This window comes from Paracoccus homiensis, assembly GCF_900111675.1.
Lineage (GTDB): Bacteria > Pseudomonadota > Alphaproteobacteria > Rhodobacterales > Rhodobacteraceae > Paracoccus > Paracoccus homiensis.
Genome location: NZ_FOHO01000007.1, coordinates 84,041 through 101,691, shown reverse-complemented (window position 1 = coordinate 101,691; position 17,651 = coordinate 84,041). Strand labels below are relative to the sequence as shown.

The following is a 17,651-nucleotide window of genomic DNA, read 5'->3' as shown; positions in this document are numbered from 1 at the left end:
CGGTCATGCGTTTCACCCGGATCGAGATTGAGAACTTCAAAGGCATCGGGGTGCGGCAGAGGATTGACCTGCGGCCCATTACATTGCTCTTCGGCCCAAACAGCGCAGGTAAGAGCACGATCCTTCAGGCGCTGCACTATCTGCGCGAAATCCTCGAACGCGGAAACGTTGATCCCGATCGGACGATCGCTGGCGGGCTCATCGACCTGGGAGGCTTCGCAACGCTTGTCCACAACCACGAGCTCGACCGCCCCGTGATCCTAAAGGTCGTTCTTGACCTCTCGGATGAACAGGGCTCCGACATCCTGCCGCTGAACGCCGGTCTCTCGATGGGAGATGCCGAGTTCGGCGAACTCCCCGTCCGTTACCTGATTGGCGAAAGCGACGATTATCGCGACTACGCCATCGTCCAGGACGTCGGCCTTGAAGTCGACATCCGCTGGAGCGCGCTCGAGCAGGCGGCTTACGTCTCGCGTCTCGCGATCGAGTTGGACGGCGAACCTCTCGCAGCCATCGTTTCGCCCCCTATAGAGGGCCGGGCACAGCTGACCGACTTCAACTTTGCCCACCCGCTCCTGCGGCGCGCCGTGCTTCCGGACGATATGCCCGAGGACGGCGATGAAGACCTCTCCATGGGATCCCCACTCGAGGACGAGATCTGGTCGCTCGCACGCGAAGCCGCCGCCGACCGTTCGACGCCAGACACGCCCGATGACCAACTGCGCATCGCCGTTGGCACCGAGCAGGGCGCACTGCCTCCGCTGGATCGCGACCTCATCCTCGATATCCGCGACCCGGACGTGAGGAAGGCCGAGCTGGAAGAGCGGACGCCGCGCGTCAACGGCCTACGGGCGCTTCTCTCCGAAATGATCCTCGGCCCGGCTCGGCTTGTCCGCGATCACCTGATGCAGATGACCTATATTGGCCCGCTGCGCGATATCCCGACCCGCAGCTATCGCCCGCAGGTGACGCCGGATGAGGCTCGCTGGGCGCATGGTCTGGCTGCTTGGGATCTGCTCTACAACGACCGTCGCGGCGATCTCATGGACGAGGTCAACGCCTGGCTCTCCGGAGAAGAGCGGCTGAGAACCACATACCGGCTGGAGCGGGTGGAATTCAAAGAAATCCCGGTCCCCAGCGCCATGCACCAGATGTTTGAGCGCGGCCTCAACGACGACGACATCGGCGAGTTGCAGGAGCTTTACCTCAGCCTCGCTACGCGAACAGAGATCGCACTGCGGGACTTCGAGAAGGGTATCCTGGTTGCACCGGGCGACGTGGGCGTCGGCATCTCGCAGATGGTCCCGGTGATCGTCGCTTCATTGCGGAAGCAGGACGGCGTTCTCGGGATCGAACAGCCGGAGCTTCATGTTCATCCCGCCATCCAGGTTGGCATGGGCGACCTGTTCATCAAGGCCGCGACTGGCGACGAGGACAAGCTTACCTCCGGAAAGACCCTGCTCATTGAGACACACAGCGAGCACATCATGCTGCGGCTTCTTCGCCGCGTGCGGGAGCAGACCGAGGGTGAGGTGCCGCCCGGCGTGCTCGGACTGACGCCCAACGACCTTTCCGTGATCTACGTCGAGTCTTCGGTTGAGGGTGTGCGCTTCCGGCCCCTTCGCGTGAGCCCAGACGGTGATTTCGTAGACCGATGGCCGCACGGCTTCTTCGCGGAACGGGCCGAGGAACTGTTCTGATGCTGTCGGAATACGCGGTAGAGCCTGCAGCCATCGGCTCGGACTGGCGAACCTTCAAGGACCTGATCGATCGCTTCGGTGCTGACAAGGGTCGGCTAATCTCTCGCCTCCCAGCAAAATGGGAAAGGAAGGTCATACAGGCAGCACGAGAAGCCGGCGTTCCCGACGTTCGAATGACTGACATTGTCGAACGTTTGCGCGACTCGAAGCACAAGGTCGTCGATTTCAACCGCACCTATGACCACGATGCGGACTGGTTAGGCAACGCCCTACGCGAACACGCCAATCGACCCTTCAAGGCGATCATATGCGACGCTGGCAGGACGGCCTGCGCCGAGGCCATGCAGCCAGACGATTGCTCAGATGGGCATCCGCTCTTTGGAGCAGTGACCAGTTGTGACGTGATCAGGACGGCAGATGAAATTGCCGGCGCCCTTTACACCATCACTGCGGTGTCCAAGGAGGTCGATATCGTCGACCCGTTTTTCGACCTTCGACCAACGGAGGGCAACTATCTCGCTCCACTGGTCTGCCTGCTTGCTCGGCTTGCCGGTGGTTTTGGGTCGTCCAAGGCGATCAGAATCCACTTCCGTGATCACAATTCTCGTCCCCCGCCTGCGCTCCTCGCCCGAGACGGAGCCGCTCAAGTTAAGGGACTGCTACCACCCGGCTATTGTTTGGAGCTCTATGCATGGTCGCAGATACGAGGAGGTGAAGACTTCCACGACCGCTTCGTTCTGACAGACCTTGGCGGGATAATGATCGGCGCAGGTCTATCGGCGGATGGTCCCACGGAGTCCGCTGCATTCACCCTGCTGAATTTCGAACACTCTCAGGGGATCCGGAGGCGGTTTGCAGACGGATCAACGGCTTATGCTCGTGCTGGATCGGCTGTGCGCATCCGCGACGACGGAAGTACCGAACTGTTCTGATGGTACTAGTTCGATTTATGTTCCATCTTGCGAATGCCACCGGCGTCGAAGTGTCCAGCACTGGTCTCGGAAAAACTTCGCTATTCCAGATGCTTGAAAGCTATTCACCAAATTCATGCAGTCATGAGGTCCGGAGAAGATCGGCCCTGAGAGACCCCTTTCGGGCCACGTGCCCTTGGCTTCGGTGCTCAGCCCCTCCCGCATAACCCTCGAAAACAACGGAAAAATCCGGCCGCAGCCGGATCGGGAGAACGCTTTCGCGAGGGCAAGTGGCGGAGCGAGAGGGATTCGAACCCTCGAGACGGTTTCCCGCCTACACACTTTCCAGGCGTGCGCCTTCGACCACTCGGCCACCGCTCCGTCTGCGTTGGTCTAGCCTGTGCCTGCGGGAACCGCAAGGTCAGAGCTTGGAAATCCTTTGTTGCAATTCCGCAAGCTGACGGCGGATTTCCTCCATGTCCTGCGCCTCGGTCGAGGGCTCTTGCGACGCAGGTGTGGCTGCGGGCTGATCGGCCCCCTCTTCACCTTCGAATTCGGGACCAGATCCGGTGCCGCGCCAGCCGCCCATCATGGCGCGCAGGAACATCTGTTGCTGTCGCTGCATCGCCTCGAAGCCCGGAACATTGGACATCGGGTTCGGCATCGAGGCCATGTTTTCCATCAGCTTCGACTGGCTGTTGCGCAGCATCTCGAAGCTGGCGGCCAAAAATTGCGGCACGACCGAATTCGCACTGGTGGTATAGCTTCGCACCAGATCGGTCAGCACGTCGATCGGCAAGACATTCTCGCCGCGGCTTTCATGCTCGGCCACGATTTGCAGCAGGTATTGCCGCGTCAGATCGTCGCCCGATTTCAGATCGACGATCTTGACCTCTCGCCCGTCGCGGATGAAGGTCGAAATATCCTCCAGCGTCACATAGTCGCTGGTTTCCGTATTATAGAGCCGCCTGCTCGCGTAGCGCTTGATCAGAAGCGGCGCATTTTCCGTGGCCATCGGGGCCCCTTTTGCAGTTCATTGACGCAGATGATGGGACCCAAACCAAGAAAACGCAAAGGAAAAAATCCGCATCCGTGATTTGCCCGCCCTTTGCGATGCCGGATGACGGGGCCACACACGCATTTGCGGCAGATCCGTGAAATCCGGTTCGATTATTCTGATTTTCAATAGACTGCCTATCGCTGTCGCCCGCTCACTTTGCGGCAGGGATCGGTTATCAAGGGGCCAGCGTGAATGACAAAGGGGCTGACCATGCCGGGCTATCTGACCACCCATGTTCTGGACACGGCGCGGGGCACACCCGCGCAGGGGATGGAGGTCGTGCTGTATCGTCTTGTCGGCGATCAGCGGCACGAACTTGCGCGCCTGCACACGAATGAAGACGGGCGCACCGATCGCCAGATCCTGCCCGAGGGCGAGTTCGCAACCGGTTGCTATGAACTGGAATTCCACGCCGGAAAGTGGATGGACACAACCGGCGTCGCCCCCGAAAGCCCGCGGTTTCTGGACGTGATCCCGATCCGTTTTGGCATGTCGCAGCAAGATCACTACCATGTGCCGCTGCTGATTTCGCCCTTCGGCTATTCGACCTATCGCGGCAGCTAGGCCACAGATGCAAAAGGCGGCCAATGCCTGGCCGCCTTTCGGGTTCGGATCGCGGCGGTCACATCAGTGGCCGCCGTCTTTTTGCCGCAGGCCGGCCCCGTGCCCCTGCAACCCGCCCGAGACTTCTTCGGTCGATTCCTCGGCCAGTTCCTCGGGCAGCAGCAGGTTCAGCACGATCGCGATCAAGGCGGCGGGCAAGATCCCCGAAGCCCCCAGCACGCGCAGCGTTTCCGGCAGATGCTGCAACGCATCGACGCCGCCGGGCGCGGTTCCCATCGCCTCAAGCTGCAGGCCCAGCCCGATGGACAGCGCGACGGCAAAGATCACCATGTTGCGGCGATTCCATGTCACATCCGACAGCATCGAGATACCTGACGCGACGACCATCCCGAACATCACGATCACGCCGCCGCCCAGCACCTCGATCGGGATGGTGCGGATCACGCCGCCGATCTTGGGAACCAGACCACAGACGATCAAGAAGATCGCGCCGATGGTCACGACATGGCGGCTCATCACCCCGGTCATGGCGATCAGGCCGACATTCTGGCTGAACGAGGTGTTGGGCAAGCCGCCAAAGGCCCCTGCAATGGCCGTGCCGACCCCATCGGCATAGGTCGCCCCGGCGATTTCCTTGTCGGTGGCTTCGCGCCCTGCCCCGCCCTTGGTGATGCCCGACACGTCGCCGACCGTTTCCACCGCCGAGACGAAGGCCATCAGACAGAAGCCGATGACCGCCGCCAGCGAGACCTCGAACCCGTATTTGAACGGCGTCGGCAGCGCGAAGGCGGCGGCGTTCTGCCAGCTGCCCGAGATCGCCTCGACCGGCAGTTTGCCGACAAGGATGCAATAGACATAGCCGACGAAAATCCCGATCAGCACCGCTGAAATCGACAGCATCCCACGGGCAAAGAATTTCAGCCCCAGCGTGACAACGATCACCAGCAGCGCGACCGACCAGCTTGCCAGATCGCCATAAGCCTCCGAGCCCTGCGCCTTCAGGGGCACCCCGCCTGCGGCATATTCGATACCCACCTTGACCAGCGCCAGACCGATCATCGTGACCACAAGCCCCGTGACCAGTGGCGGCAGGGCAAAGCGGATCTTGCCGATCACAGTTCCCAGCAGGGCGTGAAACAGCCCACCCAGAAACACCCCGGCGAACAAGGCAGCCAAACCGTCGACGCCCTTTCCGGCCACCAGCGGGATCATGATCGGGATGAAAGCGAAGGATGTCCCCTGCACGATCGGCAACGCCGCGCCGACCGGGCCAAGCGTGATGGTCTGAAACAGCGTCGCGATGCCGGCAAACAGCATCGACATCTGGATCAGATACAACAGTTCCGGGAAATCCGGGCTGTTCGAGCCGAAACCAAAACCCGCCGCACCGGCAAGGATGATCGCGGGGGTGACATTCGACACGAACATCGCCAGCACATGCTGAATTCCCAATGGAACCGCCTTCCACAGCGGAGGAGTGAAGTTCGGATCGCGCAATTGTGCGGGCGTGCCGAGGGATGAATGGCTCACGGGGATTCTCTCTGTTGTCAGGCGGGCGGTGGCCGGTTGGCGGCTTCTGTTGCCCGGTCTAGGGTCATGACTTGCGTCGATTTTTCCTGTCACAATTATGCCGTGCGAAAGTCGAAATCTGTCAAGGTCGTTCTGGGGCAACAGCGCGGCGAGGCCCTTGATCCGTCGCGGCACCGGGCAATGCTGCCGCCTATATGAAATGGTAGTGACCTGAAATCAGGCACAATCGCGCGGCGTTGCAAGACCTGTCCGCGGGTCAATCGCCTTTGCATTTGAAGCTGCTTCAACCGACGCCTGAAAGCATTTTCCGGCTTGCCGCGGCGGCGCCACATCCGCAAGAACGGCACCGAACCAAAGGGAGAAGACAGATGCCCCAGCCCAGCCGCCGCCGTGGCCGCCCCCGCAGCGGCGCCGACAGCGCAGGAACGATTCAGTCGCTGGAACGCGCGCTGGATATTCTGGACATGCTGGCCGGGCATAGCGGCCTGACCCTGTCCGAGGTCGCCGACAAGATGCAGCAATCACCCTCGACCGTGCACCGGGTGCTGCACACGCTGGCCTCGCGCGGGGTGGTGGAAAGCGATCCTGCGACCCAAAGCTGGCAGATCGGACCGGCGGCCTTTCGGCTGGGCTCGGCGTTCATGCGCCGCTCGGGGATCGTCGAACGCGCCCGCCCCGTGCTGCGCGCCTTGATGGAACATTCCGGCGAAACCGCGAATCTGGGCATCCTGAACGGCGAGTGCGTGCTGTTCATCAGTCAGGCCGAAACACAGGAAACCATCCGCGCCTTCTTTCCGCCGGGCACGCGTTCCCCGCTGCATGCCTCGGGGATCGGCAAGGCACTGCTGGCTTTCGGACGGCCGCAAACTCTGGACCAGACCCTGGCCCAGGCCCCATTGCAGCGTTTTACCGACAAGACACTGACCCAGCCGCAGGAATTGCGGGACGACGTGGCCCGCATTCGTGCCCGTGGCTTTGCCTTTGATGACGAGGAACGGACCCGCGGCATGCGCTGTATCGCGGCACCCGTCTTCGACCTGACCGGCGAGGCGGTGGCGGGCATTTCGGTCAGCGGCCCGACCCATCGGATCGGGTCCGAACATGTCAAGACGCTTGGCGCGGTCGTGGCTGCGGCGGCGGCCGATCTGACCCAGAAGATGGGCGGCTGACCGTCAGCCGGTCCGCACGCCCAGCGTTTCAAGCGTGCGCAGCGTGCGTTCCGTCGCAAGGGGGGCGATGCGCGCGTGGCAGGGGGTCCGCGCACAGGTGTCCCACCACCTGCGGAAATAGGCGAAATCCGCCGGCCTGATACGCGTGACGCTGCCCAGAACCAGCTCGGATTCGCCGCGGTGATCCAGATGGTCGCTGATCGCCTGCTCCAGCTCGGGCGTCAGGTGCCAGCGGGTGGGCTTGGGCACGCGCCCGGCATAGTGAATCACTGCGGGGCGGCGCACGGCCCGCGCCCGGCCATCGGTCTCGCTGGAAAAACGATGGTTATAGCGGTCATGGGCCCGTACATAATGGCTGCCATGGGTCAGTGAGAACAGCCCCTGATCGCCAAAGCCCAGACCCTGCCCGCTGGCCCATTCCGCGGCCTTCAGATACTGTGCCATATCCACGTCATCCCGGCGCATGGCAGCCAGATTGACCACGATTGACCCACTGTTGATTATCCCGCGCGAAACCTGCCGGATCAGCGCATCTGGCGCCCAACGCTGATGGGCACGCTGCGCCGGGCCGATCAGAACGGGCGGCAGGTGGACCAGCTCGCGGCAGGCGACAAGATATTTTCCCATGAAGGGATGGTGCATCATCGGCATCAGATCATCGGCAACGATAATGTCCAGGGCATCCAGATAGATCACGCGGTCCAGATCGGCAGGCAGGTGACGATGCGCCGCAAGCCACAGAAAGCGCGCGCTGTCTGGCTTGCCGCCCAGCTTTCGCAGCTGGTCGAAAGCCTCGCGATCCGCCACCTTGATGACGTTCAGCGTGACATTGGGCAATTGATCGCAGAACCGGGACAGCGCCTGAATATCCACGGCGGGCACGCGCAGTTCCAGCAGCCAGAACATGATATGATCCTGCGCATGCGTCTCGGACAGGGACTGCAAAAGCACCTGCACCACATCCAGATCGCGACCGCCATACGAGGTCATGACATCCAGCCGTCCCGGCCTGCGGCGTCCGGCGCGTGCGCGGGCATAAAGATCCACACCCGCCGTCCAACCGCTGGGAATGCGGCTATAAAGCCCTGAGATAGCGGCCAGAGAAGGCGTCGAAAAGGTCAAGCTGGCACCTATGCGTGGACTGTCTTGGCAGTCTTAGGTGCCTGGACGTCTGCGGGCAAGCACGCCCTGCGCGCGCGCCGCGAAACGTCGGCAAACGGCGCCGGGCCTTTGCCCGACGCCGCGTTTCCTGCAGGATCAGTGGCTGCCGAACAGCGCGAACTTGACCACGAACAGCCCCGCGACGATCCAGGTTGCGGCGTGAACCTGTTTCGCCTTGCCCGTCAGCAGCTTGATCACCGCATAGCTGATGAAGCCGAAGGCAAGGCCGTTCGCGATGGAATATGTCAGCGGCATCGCCAGCGCGGTCAGCACGGCGGGCGCGGCCTCGGTCACGTCGTCCCAGGTGATTTCAGCCAGTTCACGCATCATCAGCGTCGCGACATACAGCAGCGCGGGCGCAGTGGCATAGGCCGGCACCGCGCCTGCCAGCGGCGCGAAGAACATCGCCAGCAGGAACAGGCCCGCCACGACCAGCGCGGTCAGCCCCGTGCGTCCGCCCGCCTGCACGCCCGATGCGCTTTCGACATAGGCAGTAGTCGAAGACGTACCCAGCAGCGACCCCGCCGTGATCGCGGTGGAATCCGCCATCAGCGCCCGGCTAAGCCCCTTGTTCTGATGCGCCGGACCTTCGCTAAGCAGGCCCGCGCGTTTGGCCACCCCGATCAGGGTGCCGGTCGCGTCGAACACCTCGACCAGGACCATCACCAGAATGACATGAAATATGCCATAGCTTAGCGCCCCGACCAGATCCAGTTGCAGCAGCGTCGGTATGATCGAGGGCGGCGCCGACACGATGCCCGTGAACTCACTGACGCCCAGCGTGATCGCGGCAAATGTCACGACCAGAATACCGATCAGGATCGCGCCCTTTACCCGCAGCGCGTCCAGCGCGACGATCAGGAAGAACCCCGCGATGGTCAGCAGCGTGCCGGTATTGGTCAGATCGCCCAGCCCGACCAGCGTCGCCGGATTATCAACCACAAGACCCGAGCTTTGCATCGCGATGATCGCCAGAAACATGCCGATCCCGGCGGCCACGCCGCTACGCATCGAGGTCGGGATCCCCGCAATCAGCCATCGCCGGATGCCGGTGATCGACAGGATCAGGAAGATGATCCCCGAAATGAACACAGCGCCCAGTGCCTGCTGCCAGGTGAAGCCCATCGCGCCCACGACGGTAAACGCAAAAAACGCGTTCAGCCCCATGCCCGGCGCCATGCCGATGGGCCAGTTGGCCCAAAGCCCCATCACCGCCGACCCGATCGCCGCCGCAAGGCAGGTCGCGATGAATACGGCGTCGCGGTCCATGCCCGTCGATGACAGGATGTCGGGATTGACGAAGATGATATAGGCCATCGTCAGGAATGTCGTGATCCCGGCGATCACCTCGGTGCGGACATTGCTGCCATGTTCGGACAGCCTGAAAAATCTTTCCATGGGATACCTCCGTGCGGCGCGGCGCTGTTCGGCCACTTTGGCGTCAGCTTAGGGGGCCAGACCAAAAGCGGACAACTTGGGCCGCTCGGTAAGTCTTTCAACGGAAAATTGAAAGCACCAGATGATCTTTGCCGATTTCATGAAACACCATTCTGCCGTTCGCGGCTTGTCGTGCGCGCGGAACAGGGGTCTTCTGCATCAAACCGACCGACAGGAGCAAGCCGATGCGATACAGCCGCGACATGCGAGGATATGGCGAACGCACCCCGGACCCGAAATGGCCCGGAGGCGCGAAGATCGCCGTTCAGATCGTCATGAATTACGAGGAAGGCGGCGAAAACAGCATCGAACACGGCGACGCGGCATCCGAGGCATTCCTGTCCGAAATCATCGGCGCCCAGCCCTGGCCCGGCCAGCGGCACTGGAACATGGAATCGATCTATGACTACGGCGCGCGCTCGGGCTTCTGGCGGTTGCACCGGATGCTGAAGGATCTGCCGATCACCGTCTATGGCGTCGCGACCGCGCTGGAACGCGCACCCGAACAGGTGGCCGCGATGCAAGAGGCAGGCTGGGAAATCGCGACGCATGGCCTGAAATGGATCGACTATCGTGACATCCCGCGCGAGGTCGAGGCCGACCACATCGCCCGCGCGATCCAGCTACACCGCCAGATCACGGGCGAACGGCCCTATGGGTTTTATCAGGGCCGCACGTCGATGAACACGGTCGAACTGGGCTGCGAGGAAGGCGGCTTTGCCTATCTTGCCGACACCATCGCCGATGACCTGCCCTATTGGCATGTGCATAAGGACCGCCCGCAGCTGATGGTGCCCTATACGATGGACGCCAATGACATGCGCTTTTCCAGCGGTCAGGGCTTTGGCACCGGGGTCGAGTTCTTCGATTATCTGCGCGACAGTTTCGACGTGCTTTACGCCGAAGGTCAGGCCGGCGCGCCCAAGATGATGTCCATCGGCCTGCATTGCCGGCTTGCGGGCCGGCCGGGCCGCGCCAGGGCGATCCAGCGGTTTCTGGACCATGCCCGCGCACATGAGGGCGTGTGGTTCGCCTCGCGGCTGGATATCGCGCGGCACTGGGCCGAAACCCATCCCTATCGGCCGCGGACCCGCCCCTCGCAGATGGATCGTGCGGAATTCGTGGCGGCGTTTGGCGGGATCTACGAACATTCGCCCTTCATCGCCGAACGGGTCTGGGACGCCGAAATGGGCGCGGTCCATGACAGCGCGACGGGCTTGTCGATGCGGATGGCGCAGATCTTTCGCGCGGCTTCGGACACCGAACGCCTTGGGGTGCTGACGGCGCATCCCGATCTTGCAGGCAAGCTGGCGCAGGCCAAACGCCTGACGGCGGACAGCAGTTCGGAACAGGCCAGCGCCGGACTGGATGCGCTGACCGATGCCGAGCGCGCCGAATTCACCCGCCTGAACGATGCCTATACCGCCAAGCACCGCTTTCCCTTCATCATCGCCGTGCGCGACCATGACAAGGCCGGCATCCTTGCCGCCATGCAGGCCCGCATCGACAACGACACCCCGACCGAACGCGCCGAGGCGGAACGCCAGGTCACCCGCATTGCCGAACTTCGCCTGAAAGAAGCCCTGAAATGACAGACAACCGCCCCGCAGGCGCCCCGACCGGCGATCCTGCCACCATCATCCAGCCGCAGCAGACTTCGCCCTATGCCGGTCCCGTGGCGGGCCTGCCGCCGCAGACCGGCCTGACCACCGATACCGCCGTCTTTACCGAAGCCTATGCCGTAATTCCCCGCACGGTGATGCGCGACATCGTCACCTCGTTCCTGCCGGGCTGGCAGGGCATGCGCATGTGGATGCTGGCGCGTCCCCTGTCGGGATTTGCCGAAACCTTCAGCCAGTATATCGTCGAACTGGCCCCCGGCGGCGGCAGCGACCAGCCCGATGACGACCCCGAGGTGCAGCACGCGATCTTCGTGACCGGGGGGGAACTGCGCGTCACCATCGACGGCCAGTCGCATCTGCTGATGCCCGGCGGCTTCGCCTATGTTCCCGCGGGAACGGCGTTCAGCATCCGCAACGACAGCGACAGCGAGACCGGCTTTCACTGGTGGCGCAAACGCTGGCAGCCCGCGCAAGGCGTGGACCGCCCCGACCCGATCGTCACGCATGAACAGGATATCGCGCCCTCGCCCATGCCGGACACCGATGGCGCATGGGCCACGACGCGCTTCATGGATCCCGCAGATCTGCGCCATGACATGCATATCACCGTGGTCACGTTCCAGCCCGGAGGCTCGATCCCGTTTGCGGAAACGCATGTGATGGAACACGGGCTGTTCGTTCTGGAAGGCAAGGCGGTCTATCGCCTGAACCGCGACTGGGTCGAGGTCGGCCCCGGCGATTTCATGTGGCTGCGCGCCTTCTGCCCGCAGGCCTGCTATGCGGGCGGGCCGGGCCGGTTCCGCTATCTGCTGTACAAGGATGTGAATCGCCACGCGACGCTGTGGCCCAATCGCTGATCTCGGGCGCGGTCCCGGTCGCAGGGCGCCGGGACCCGTCCCCTATGCCTTGGTGGCGTTGACGGGCGGGGTCTGCGTTCGGGCGCGCTTTTGCGCCTCGCGCCAGGTGATATAGGTGATCGCCCCAATCATCAGCCCGCCGCCCAGGATGACCCAGCCATCCAGCGGTTCGTGGAACACGAAGACGCCCAACATGCTGGCCCAGATCAGTTGCAGGAAAGTGACCGGCTGGGTCACCGTCAGCGGCGCGGCGGCAAAGGCGCGGGTCATCGTATAGTGACCCAGCGTCGCAAAGACCGCGACCAGCCCCAGCCAGCCGATCTGTGACAGGCTGGGCGGCTGCCAGACCGCGATGGCCAGCGGCAGCAGCCCGATCGCCACGGTCAGCGACATCATGGCGACGACGACCGATGCAGGCACATCATCGCTAAGCCGCTTGGCCACCAGATAGGACGCGCCAAAGGCGATCGCCGCCCCGACCTGCGAGATATGCCCCGGATCCAGTTCCCGCAGCCCGGGCCGCAACACGATCAGCGCCCCGCACAGCGCCACCAGAACCGCCGCGATACGCCGCGCGGCAAGCTTTTCGCCCATGAACAGCGCCGCGCCGACGGTCACCATGATCGGGTTCAGAAAGCCGATGGCCGTCACCTCGGCCACGGTGATCCGCGACATGGCATAGAACCACGCCGTCACCGCGATCACATGCAAGCCCCCGCGCAGCGTGAACAGCCCCCAGACACGGCGCGAAAATCCCCGGCGCAGCGCGGGCGCAAGGACCGGAACCAGAAAGACAAGGCCAAAGACAAAGCGGATGAAGGCAGCCTGCGGGGCGGGCAGCGCCCCATCAAGACCGCGCACGATGCCGTTCACGGCGACAAAGCAAAGCCCCGTGATCAGCATCCAGCCGATCCCGATCAGGTCGCGGCGCGTTTCCAGATCAAGTTGCATATGCTGCATATCGGCCGATTTTGCCGACAGGCGCAAGCCCCCTCATCCCAAAGCCAGCTTTGCCGCGATCAGCCACATCACGCAGCCCACCGCGAATTCCAGCCATTGCCAGGATCGCGGCCGCGCAAAGACCGGTGCCAGAAGCCGCGCACCATAGCCAAGCGAAAAGAAGAACAGGAAAGATCCCACCATCGCGCCCGCGCCGAACACCCAGGGCTGCGCCCATTGCGCCGAAATCGCCCCCAGCAGAACGACCGTATCCAGGTAGACATGCGGGTTCAGCCATGTCAGCGCCGCAATCGTCAGCAGGGCCTTGCCCAACCCGTGCCCATTGGCATCCGGGCGCAGCGCCTCGCCCCCGCGCCAGGCCGCAAGAAAGGATCGTGCGCCATACCACAGCAGAAACGCGACGCCACCCCAGCGCATCGCGGGGGCAAGCCAGGGCAACCGCTGGCCCGCGACCTCCATGCCGCCGACGCCAAACCCGATCAGGATCGCATCCGACAGCGCACAGAACAGCACCACCGGCAACACATGCCGCCGCATCAGTCCCAGCTTCAGGACAAAGGCGTTCTGCGCGCCGATCGCCATGATCAGCGACAGCCCCGTCCCCATACCCGCAAGAAAAACCGTCATACGCACCTCCGGTCTTGCTGATGGCAGGCGCGCAGATTTAAGTAAAATTAATTCGCCTAACGTTGATGAAGCTTGCCTAATGCTGGACTACCCTGCCCTTCTAGCCCTGTCCGAAGTCCTGCGCCGCGGCTCGTTCGAAGCCGCCGCGCAGGCGCTGTCGGTCACGCCTTCAGCCATTTCGCAGCGGATCCGGGGGCTTGAAGATCGCCACGGCACCGCGCTTGTCGATCGCGGCCCACCCCTGCGCGGCACCGAAGCCGGGTTGCGGCTGGCCGCGCATCTGCAACAGGTGCGCCTGCTGGAAACGCAGCTGTCCCCGGCACCGCGTTCCGGGCCGCCGGTCATCGGCATCGCCGTCAATGCCGACAGTCTGGCGACATGGGCCCTGCCCCCTTTGGTGCGGACGCCGGGGCTGATCGACCTGATCATCGACGATCAGGACCACGCTCAGGACTGGCTGAAATCCGGTCAGGTCAGCGCCGCCATCACCAGCGACAGCCGCCCCGTGACCGGCTGCGATACCGTGCCGCTTGGCAAGATGCGCTATCGCGCGACCGCCTCGCCCGAATTCATGGCGCGGCACATGCCGAACGGGGTCGATGCCGACAGCCTGTCGCGGGCGCCCTCGCTCAGCTTCAATGCCAAGGATGGGCTGCAAAACCGCTGGACGCAGCAACTCGTCGGCCGCAGGCTGGCGCTGCCACTGCATCGCATCCCCTCATCCCAGGCCTTCGCCGAGGCCGCCCGGCTTGGCCTTGGCTGGGGCATGAACCCCGAGGTGATGGTAGCCCGCGATCTGGAAAGCGGCAGCTTGATCGACCTCGCGCCGCAACTGCCGCTGGACGTGCCGCTGGTCTGGCAGATCGCCCGCCTGACCGCGCCGGCCCTCGCCCCGCTGACGCAGGCGATCAAAAAAGCCGCCCGGAACCAGTTGCGGTCCTAGGCGGCGTCCGAACGGATCTGGCGCGACATCGGGGGGAATCGCGTCAGCGATCGGGGGGCTGGCCCCCCGCCACCGCCCCCGGCAAGGCGCCGCGCAGCTTACAGCTGTGCGGCCACCGCATCGGCCAGATCGAAATTGCCGGTGACATTCTGCACGTCATCGTCATCTTCCAGCGTGTCGATCAGCTTCATCAGCTTCTGCGCCGTTTCCAGATCGGTGATCTCGGTCGGGGCCTGCGGCTTCCAGATCAGCTTGGCCGTCTCGGATTCGCCAAGGCTTGCTTCCAGCGCCGTGGACACCTCGTTCAGATCGGTATCCGCGCAATAGATCCAGTGACCCTCGTCGTCGCTTTCGACATCCGATGCCCCCGCCTCGATCGCGGCCATCATCACGTCATCCGCATCGCCCGCAGAGGCCGGGTACATGATCTCGCCCACGCGGTCGAACATGAAGCTGACCGAACCGGACTGCCCCAGATCACCGCCCGACTTGGCAAAATAGCTGCGCACATTCGACGCGGTGCGGTTGCGGTTGTCGGTCATCGCCTCGACGACCAACGCGATCCCGTTCGGGCCATAACCTTCGTAGCGGATCTCTTCGTAATTCTCGGCGTCACCGCCCTGCGATTTCTTGATCGCGCGGTCGATCACGTCCTTGGGGACCGAATTCGACTTGGCCTCTTTCACCGCCAGACGCAGACGCGGGTTCTTTTCGGGATCGGGGTCACCCATCTTGGCCGCGACCGTGATCTCCTTCGAGAGCTTGGAAAACAACTTCGAGCGCGCGGCATCCTGCCTGCCCTTGCGATGCTGGATATTGGCCCATTTGGAATGACCTGCCATGGTCGTCGCCCTTCGCAATTCATGAAATCCGGATTCGGCTGCTTGTAGTCCACAGCAGCGCCCCATCGCAAGCCGAACCCGGCACCCTTCTGTGGCGTTACAAGGGGATTGAGGCCAGAATAAGGCCTGACAGGACGCGGGACAGCATGAGTATCGACCAGATCATCCTTTTCGCCATCTTCGCCGCCATCATGGGGCTGATGTTTCTGGGGCCTTGGCGCCACGATCTGGTGGCCTTTGCCGGGCTGATGGCCGCGGTGCTGCTGGGCGTCGTCCCCAAGGAACAGGCCTTTTCCGGTTTCGGCAATCCCACGACCATGGTCGTCGCGCTGATCCTTGTGGCGACCGCCGGGCTGACCCGATCGGGGGCGGTGTCGTCGATGGCCCGCCTTCTGGCCGATCGCGACCGATCCGTCAGCCGTCACATCGCGGTGGTCGGCGGCGTCGGCGGGCTGCTGTCGGGTTTCATGAACAATATCGCGGCGCTGGCCATGCTGATGCCCATCGACCTGCAAGCCGCCCAGAAGGCCCGCCGACGTGCCGGCCTGACGCTGATGCCGCTGGCCTTCGCCACCATCCTTGGCGGGATGCTGACACTGATCGGCACGCCCCCGAACCTGATCGTGTCGGGCTATCGTCAACAAGTGCTGGGCGAACCCTATCGCATGTTCGATTTTCTGCCGGTGGGCAGCGCGGTCGCGGTTGCGGGCATGGTCTTCATCGCGCTGATCGGATGGCGTCTGATCCCGCAATCGCGACAAGAGGGCGCAGGCGACGCACCCGAACGGCCCCGCCGTTATCTGGCGCGGCTGGTCGTGACCGAGGCCAGCAGCCTGACCGACGAACCCGTCAGCCAGATCCGCGAACAGGCGCTGAAAGCCGGGGCACGGCTGGTGGGTGTGATCCGCCACGGCCACGCGCTGGAAGGTCCGCTGGACGACCAGACCGTCACCGCGGGCGATGTGCTGCTGTTGCGGGCCAATCCTTCCGCGCTGGATGAGTTTCGATCGGCCAGCAAACTGTCCTTCCCCGATGGCCGGCTGGAACCCCGCGCCCGCAAGGATTCCGAAGGCCAGTCACTGATCGAGCTGCTGGTCCCGGTGGGCGCGGATATCATCGGCCGCAGCGCGCAATCCTTCGGGCTGGTCAACCGCTATGACAGCGTGCTGATCGGCATGCGCCGGCGCGGCATCGCCCTGCGCGAGGCCCTGCCCCGGCAAGAGATCGTCGCGGGCGACCTGCTGCTGGTGCTGATCCCCGAAAGCCGGGTCGAGGATGTGCTGTCAGCCTCGGGGCTGCTGCGTCTGGATGGCGGCAGCCTGCCGGTTCAACGCGAAGGCCATATGCGCACCGCCATCGGGTTGTTCGTTCTGGCGGTTCTGGCAACCAGCCTTGGCTGGGTCACCATGCCCATCGCACTTGGCTGCGTCGTCATCGCCTATGTGCTGACCGGGGTGCTGTCGATCAATGAGCTTTACGACCATGTCGATTGGCCGGTGATCGTGCTGCTGGGCTCGATGATCCCGCTGGGTCTTGCGCTTGACAGCACGGGCGGGACCGCGCTGATCGCGGGATGGATCGCCAGCCTGACCCAAGGCTATCCGGCCTGGGCGGGACTGGCGCTGTTGATGGTCAGCACGATGTTCATGTCGGATATCCTGAACAACAACGCGACCACGATCATTGCCGCCCCGGTGGGCATTCGCCTGGCCGAACAATTGCAGGTCGAACCCGACGCCTTCCTGATGGGCGTGGCGGTTGCGGCGGCCTGTGCCTTCCTGACCCCCATCGGACATCAGAACAACACCCTGATCCTTGGCCCCGGCAACTATCGCTTTGGCGATTACTGGCGGATGGGCCTGCCGCTGGAAATCATCGTGCTGGTCGTCTCGATCCCGATGCTGCTGATCGTCTGGCCGCTATAGGACGCCCCCCCCCGATACGCAAAAGGCGCGCAACCTTGCGGTGCGCGCCCTTGCGGATGGATCGTCAACGCCCTTACAGGGCCGAGTTGACACCCATGATGCGACGAACCTCGTCCTCGCGCGAAACGCCGCGCTTGGCCAATTCTTCGTCGGACGTCTGGCTCAGCTGATTCAGCTGACGCATGGTGGGGCTGGCTTCAGCCAACAGCACCAGAAAGCGGAAGGTCGCCACGAACGGCGCTGCCAGAATTTTGCCCAGGCTGGGGGCGGTGTTGGAAACGGTTGCGGTTCCGGCCATGTGGAAACTCCTTGTCAGACACAATTTGTTTCCTCCCTTGCGTCC

General features: G+C 63.4%; 17 protein-coding genes and 1 tRNA gene. 8 read left to right on the top strand and 10 right to left on the bottom strand.

Features of this window, described 5'->3' with window-relative positions; translation table 11 throughout:
• Positions 1 to 5 precede the first annotated feature (5 nt).
• The gene (locus BMX67_RS11235; protein WP_090734954.1) at positions 6 to 1,700 is read left to right on the top strand and encodes an AAA family ATPase; all 1,695 of its coding nucleotides are present in this window, start codon (positions 6 to 8) and stop codon (positions 1,698 to 1,700) included.
• Positions 1,700 to 2,632: a hypothetical protein gene (locus BMX67_RS11230; RefSeq protein WP_090734952.1), complete on the top strand. Its 933-nt coding sequence runs from the start codon at positions 1,700 to 1,702 to the stop codon at positions 2,630 to 2,632. Before BMX67_RS11235 ends, BMX67_RS11230 begins: the two co-directional genes overlap by 1 nt.
• Before the next feature lie 270 nt (positions 2,633 to 2,902).
• Here BMX67_RS11230 and BMX67_RS11225 read toward each other — a convergent pair.
• Positions 2,903 to 2,992: transfer RNA gene (locus tag BMX67_RS11225), tRNA-Ser, on the bottom strand.
• A gap of 40 nt (positions 2,993 to 3,032) precedes the next feature.
• Complete coding sequence (phaR, locus tag BMX67_RS11220) at positions 3,033 to 3,626, bottom strand: polyhydroxyalkanoate synthesis repressor PhaR (RefSeq protein WP_090734950.1); 594 nt, start codon at positions 3,624 to 3,626, stop codon at positions 3,033 to 3,035.
• Between the two features lie 255 nt (positions 3,627 to 3,881).
• Between phaR and uraH the strand changes: the two genes are divergently transcribed.
• A complete protein-coding gene (gene uraH / locus BMX67_RS11215; protein WP_090735078.1) occupies positions 3,882 to 4,235 on the top strand; it encodes a hydroxyisourate hydrolase in 354 nt (117 codons plus the stop codon).
• Between the two features lie 63 nt (positions 4,236 to 4,298).
• On the opposite strand, the gene BMX67_RS11210 is transcribed toward uraH, so the two are convergent.
• Complete coding sequence (locus tag BMX67_RS11210) at positions 4,299 to 5,765, bottom strand: uracil-xanthine permease family protein (RefSeq protein WP_090734948.1); 1,467 nt, start codon at positions 5,763 to 5,765, stop codon at positions 4,299 to 4,301.
• A gap of 368 nt (positions 5,766 to 6,133) precedes the next feature.
• Here BMX67_RS11210 and bhcR point away from each other — a divergent pair, with 368 nt between their 5' ends.
• Complete coding sequence (gene bhcR / locus BMX67_RS11205; protein WP_090734947.1) at positions 6,134 to 6,934, top strand: HTH-type transcriptional regulator BhcR; 801 nt, start codon at positions 6,134 to 6,136, stop codon at positions 6,932 to 6,934.
• 3 nt (positions 6,935 to 6,937) lie between these two features.
• Here bhcR and BMX67_RS11200 read toward each other — a convergent pair whose 3' ends face one another.
• From BMX67_RS11200 to BMX67_RS19580, 3 genes are all read right to left on the bottom strand, one after another.
• The gene (locus tag BMX67_RS11200; protein WP_139206501.1) at positions 6,938 to 8,056 is read right to left on the bottom strand and encodes a glycosyltransferase family 8 protein; all 1,119 of its coding nucleotides are present in this window, start codon (positions 8,054 to 8,056) and stop codon (positions 6,938 to 6,940) included.
• 135 nt (positions 8,057 to 8,191) lie between these two features.
• The gene (locus BMX67_RS11195) at positions 8,192 to 9,493 is read right to left on the bottom strand and encodes an NCS2 family permease (protein ID WP_090734943.1); all 1,302 of its coding nucleotides are present in this window, start codon (positions 9,491 to 9,493) and stop codon (positions 8,192 to 8,194) included.
• Between the two features lie 97 nt (positions 9,494 to 9,590).
• Complete coding sequence (locus BMX67_RS19580; protein WP_175479881.1) at positions 9,591 to 9,737, bottom strand: hypothetical protein; 147 nt, start codon at positions 9,735 to 9,737, stop codon at positions 9,591 to 9,593.
• Between BMX67_RS19580 and puuE the strand changes: the two genes are divergently transcribed.
• Both puuE and BMX67_RS11185 read left to right on the top strand, forming a co-directional pair.
• The gene (gene puuE / locus BMX67_RS11190) at positions 9,718 to 11,124 is read left to right on the top strand and encodes an allantoinase PuuE (protein ID WP_090734942.1); all 1,407 of its coding nucleotides are present in this window, start codon (positions 9,718 to 9,720) and stop codon (positions 11,122 to 11,124) included. The genes BMX67_RS19580 and puuE overlap by 20 nt on opposite strands.
• Positions 11,121 to 12,011, top strand: a complete 891-nt coding sequence (locus BMX67_RS11185; protein WP_090734940.1) for a bifunctional allantoicase/(S)-ureidoglycine aminohydrolase — start codon at positions 11,121 to 11,123, stop codon at positions 12,009 to 12,011. The genes puuE and BMX67_RS11185 overlap by 4 nt, the downstream gene beginning before the upstream one ends.
• 42 nt (positions 12,012 to 12,053) lie before the next feature.
• Here the strand turns inward: BMX67_RS11185 and BMX67_RS11180 are convergent, their stop codons facing one another.
• Together BMX67_RS11180 and BMX67_RS11175 are read right to left on the bottom strand one after the other, a co-directional pair.
• Positions 12,054 to 12,971 carry a DMT family transporter gene (locus tag BMX67_RS11180; protein WP_425438979.1) on the bottom strand — a complete coding sequence of 306 codons (918 nt, stop codon included), beginning with the start codon at positions 12,969 to 12,971 and terminating at the stop codon, positions 12,054 to 12,056.
• A 33-nt stretch (positions 12,972 to 13,004) separates the two neighbouring features.
• Positions 13,005 to 13,598, bottom strand: a complete 594-nt coding sequence (locus tag BMX67_RS11175; protein ID WP_090734938.1) for a LysE/ArgO family amino acid transporter — start codon at positions 13,596 to 13,598, stop codon at positions 13,005 to 13,007.
• A 79-nt stretch (positions 13,599 to 13,677) separates the two neighbouring features.
• Between BMX67_RS11175 and BMX67_RS11170 the strand changes: the two genes are divergently transcribed.
• Complete coding sequence (locus tag BMX67_RS11170) at positions 13,678 to 14,541, top strand: LysR family transcriptional regulator ArgP (protein ID WP_090734936.1); 864 nt, start codon at positions 13,678 to 13,680, stop codon at positions 14,539 to 14,541.
• A gap of 98 nt (positions 14,542 to 14,639) precedes the next feature.
• Here the strand turns inward: BMX67_RS11170 and BMX67_RS11165 are convergent, their stop codons facing one another.
• A complete protein-coding gene (locus BMX67_RS11165) occupies positions 14,640 to 15,383 on the bottom strand; it encodes a YebC/PmpR family DNA-binding transcriptional regulator (protein ID WP_090734934.1) in 744 nt (247 codons plus the stop codon).
• Between the two features lie 146 nt (positions 15,384 to 15,529).
• Between BMX67_RS11165 and BMX67_RS11160 the strand changes: the two genes are divergently transcribed.
• Entirely contained in the window at positions 15,530 to 17,308 is a 1,779-nt protein-coding gene (locus BMX67_RS11160; RefSeq protein WP_090734932.1) for an SLC13 family permease, read from the top strand.
• 73 nt (positions 17,309 to 17,381) lie between these two features.
• Here BMX67_RS11160 and BMX67_RS11155 read toward each other — a convergent pair whose 3' ends face one another.
• Positions 17,382 to 17,606 carry a DUF1127 domain-containing protein gene (locus BMX67_RS11155; protein ID WP_090734930.1) on the bottom strand — a complete coding sequence of 75 codons (225 nt, stop codon included), beginning with the start codon at positions 17,604 to 17,606 and terminating at the stop codon, positions 17,382 to 17,384.
• Positions 17,607 to 17,651: the final 45 nt, after the last annotated feature.

What these genes read in the sequence shown, in the direction of transcription:
- BMX67_RS19580 (WP_175479881.1), bottom strand. Translation starts at nt 9,737, where the DNA reads ATGTCGCGGCTGTATCGCATCGGCTTGCTCCTGTCGGTCGGTTTGATG.
- uraH (WP_090735078.1), top strand. Translation starts at nt 3,882, where the DNA reads ATGCCGGGCTATCTGACCACCCATGTTCTGGACACGGCGCGGGGCACA.
- BMX67_RS11195 (WP_090734943.1), bottom strand. Translation starts at nt 9,493, where the DNA reads ATGGAAAGATTTTTCAGGCTGTCCGAACATGGCAGCAATGTCCGCACC.
- BMX67_RS11170 (WP_090734936.1), top strand. Translation starts at nt 13,678, where the DNA reads ATGCTGGACTACCCTGCCCTTCTAGCCCTGTCCGAAGTCCTGCGCCGC.
- BMX67_RS11165 (WP_090734934.1), bottom strand. Translation starts at nt 15,383, where the DNA reads ATGGCAGGTCATTCCAAATGGGCCAATATCCAGCATCGCAAGGGCAGG.
- BMX67_RS11230 (WP_090734952.1), top strand. Translation starts at nt 1,700, where the DNA reads ATGCTGTCGGAATACGCGGTAGAGCCTGCAGCCATCGGCTCGGACTGG.
- BMX67_RS11160 (WP_090734932.1), top strand. Translation starts at nt 15,530, where the DNA reads ATGAGTATCGACCAGATCATCCTTTTCGCCATCTTCGCCGCCATCATG.
- BMX67_RS11180 (WP_425438979.1), bottom strand. Translation starts at nt 12,971, where the DNA reads ATGCAGCATATGCAACTTGATCTGGAAACGCGCCGCGACCTGATCGGG.
- puuE (WP_090734942.1), top strand. Translation starts at nt 9,718, where the DNA reads ATGCGATACAGCCGCGACATGCGAGGATATGGCGAACGCACCCCGGAC.
- BMX67_RS11185 (WP_090734940.1), top strand. Translation starts at nt 11,121, where the DNA reads ATGACAGACAACCGCCCCGCAGGCGCCCCGACCGGCGATCCTGCCACC.
- BMX67_RS11155 (WP_090734930.1), bottom strand. Translation starts at nt 17,606, where the DNA reads ATGGCCGGAACCGCAACCGTTTCCAACACCGCCCCCAGCCTGGGCAAA.
- BMX67_RS11235 (WP_090734954.1), top strand. Translation starts at nt 6, where the DNA reads ATGCGTTTCACCCGGATCGAGATTGAGAACTTCAAAGGCATCGGGGTG.
- bhcR (WP_090734947.1), top strand. Translation starts at nt 6,134, where the DNA reads ATGCCCCAGCCCAGCCGCCGCCGTGGCCGCCCCCGCAGCGGCGCCGAC.
- BMX67_RS11175 (WP_090734938.1), bottom strand. Translation starts at nt 13,598, where the DNA reads ATGACGGTTTTTCTTGCGGGTATGGGGACGGGGCTGTCGCTGATCATG.
- phaR (WP_090734950.1), bottom strand. Translation starts at nt 3,626, where the DNA reads ATGGCCACGGAAAATGCGCCGCTTCTGATCAAGCGCTACGCGAGCAGG.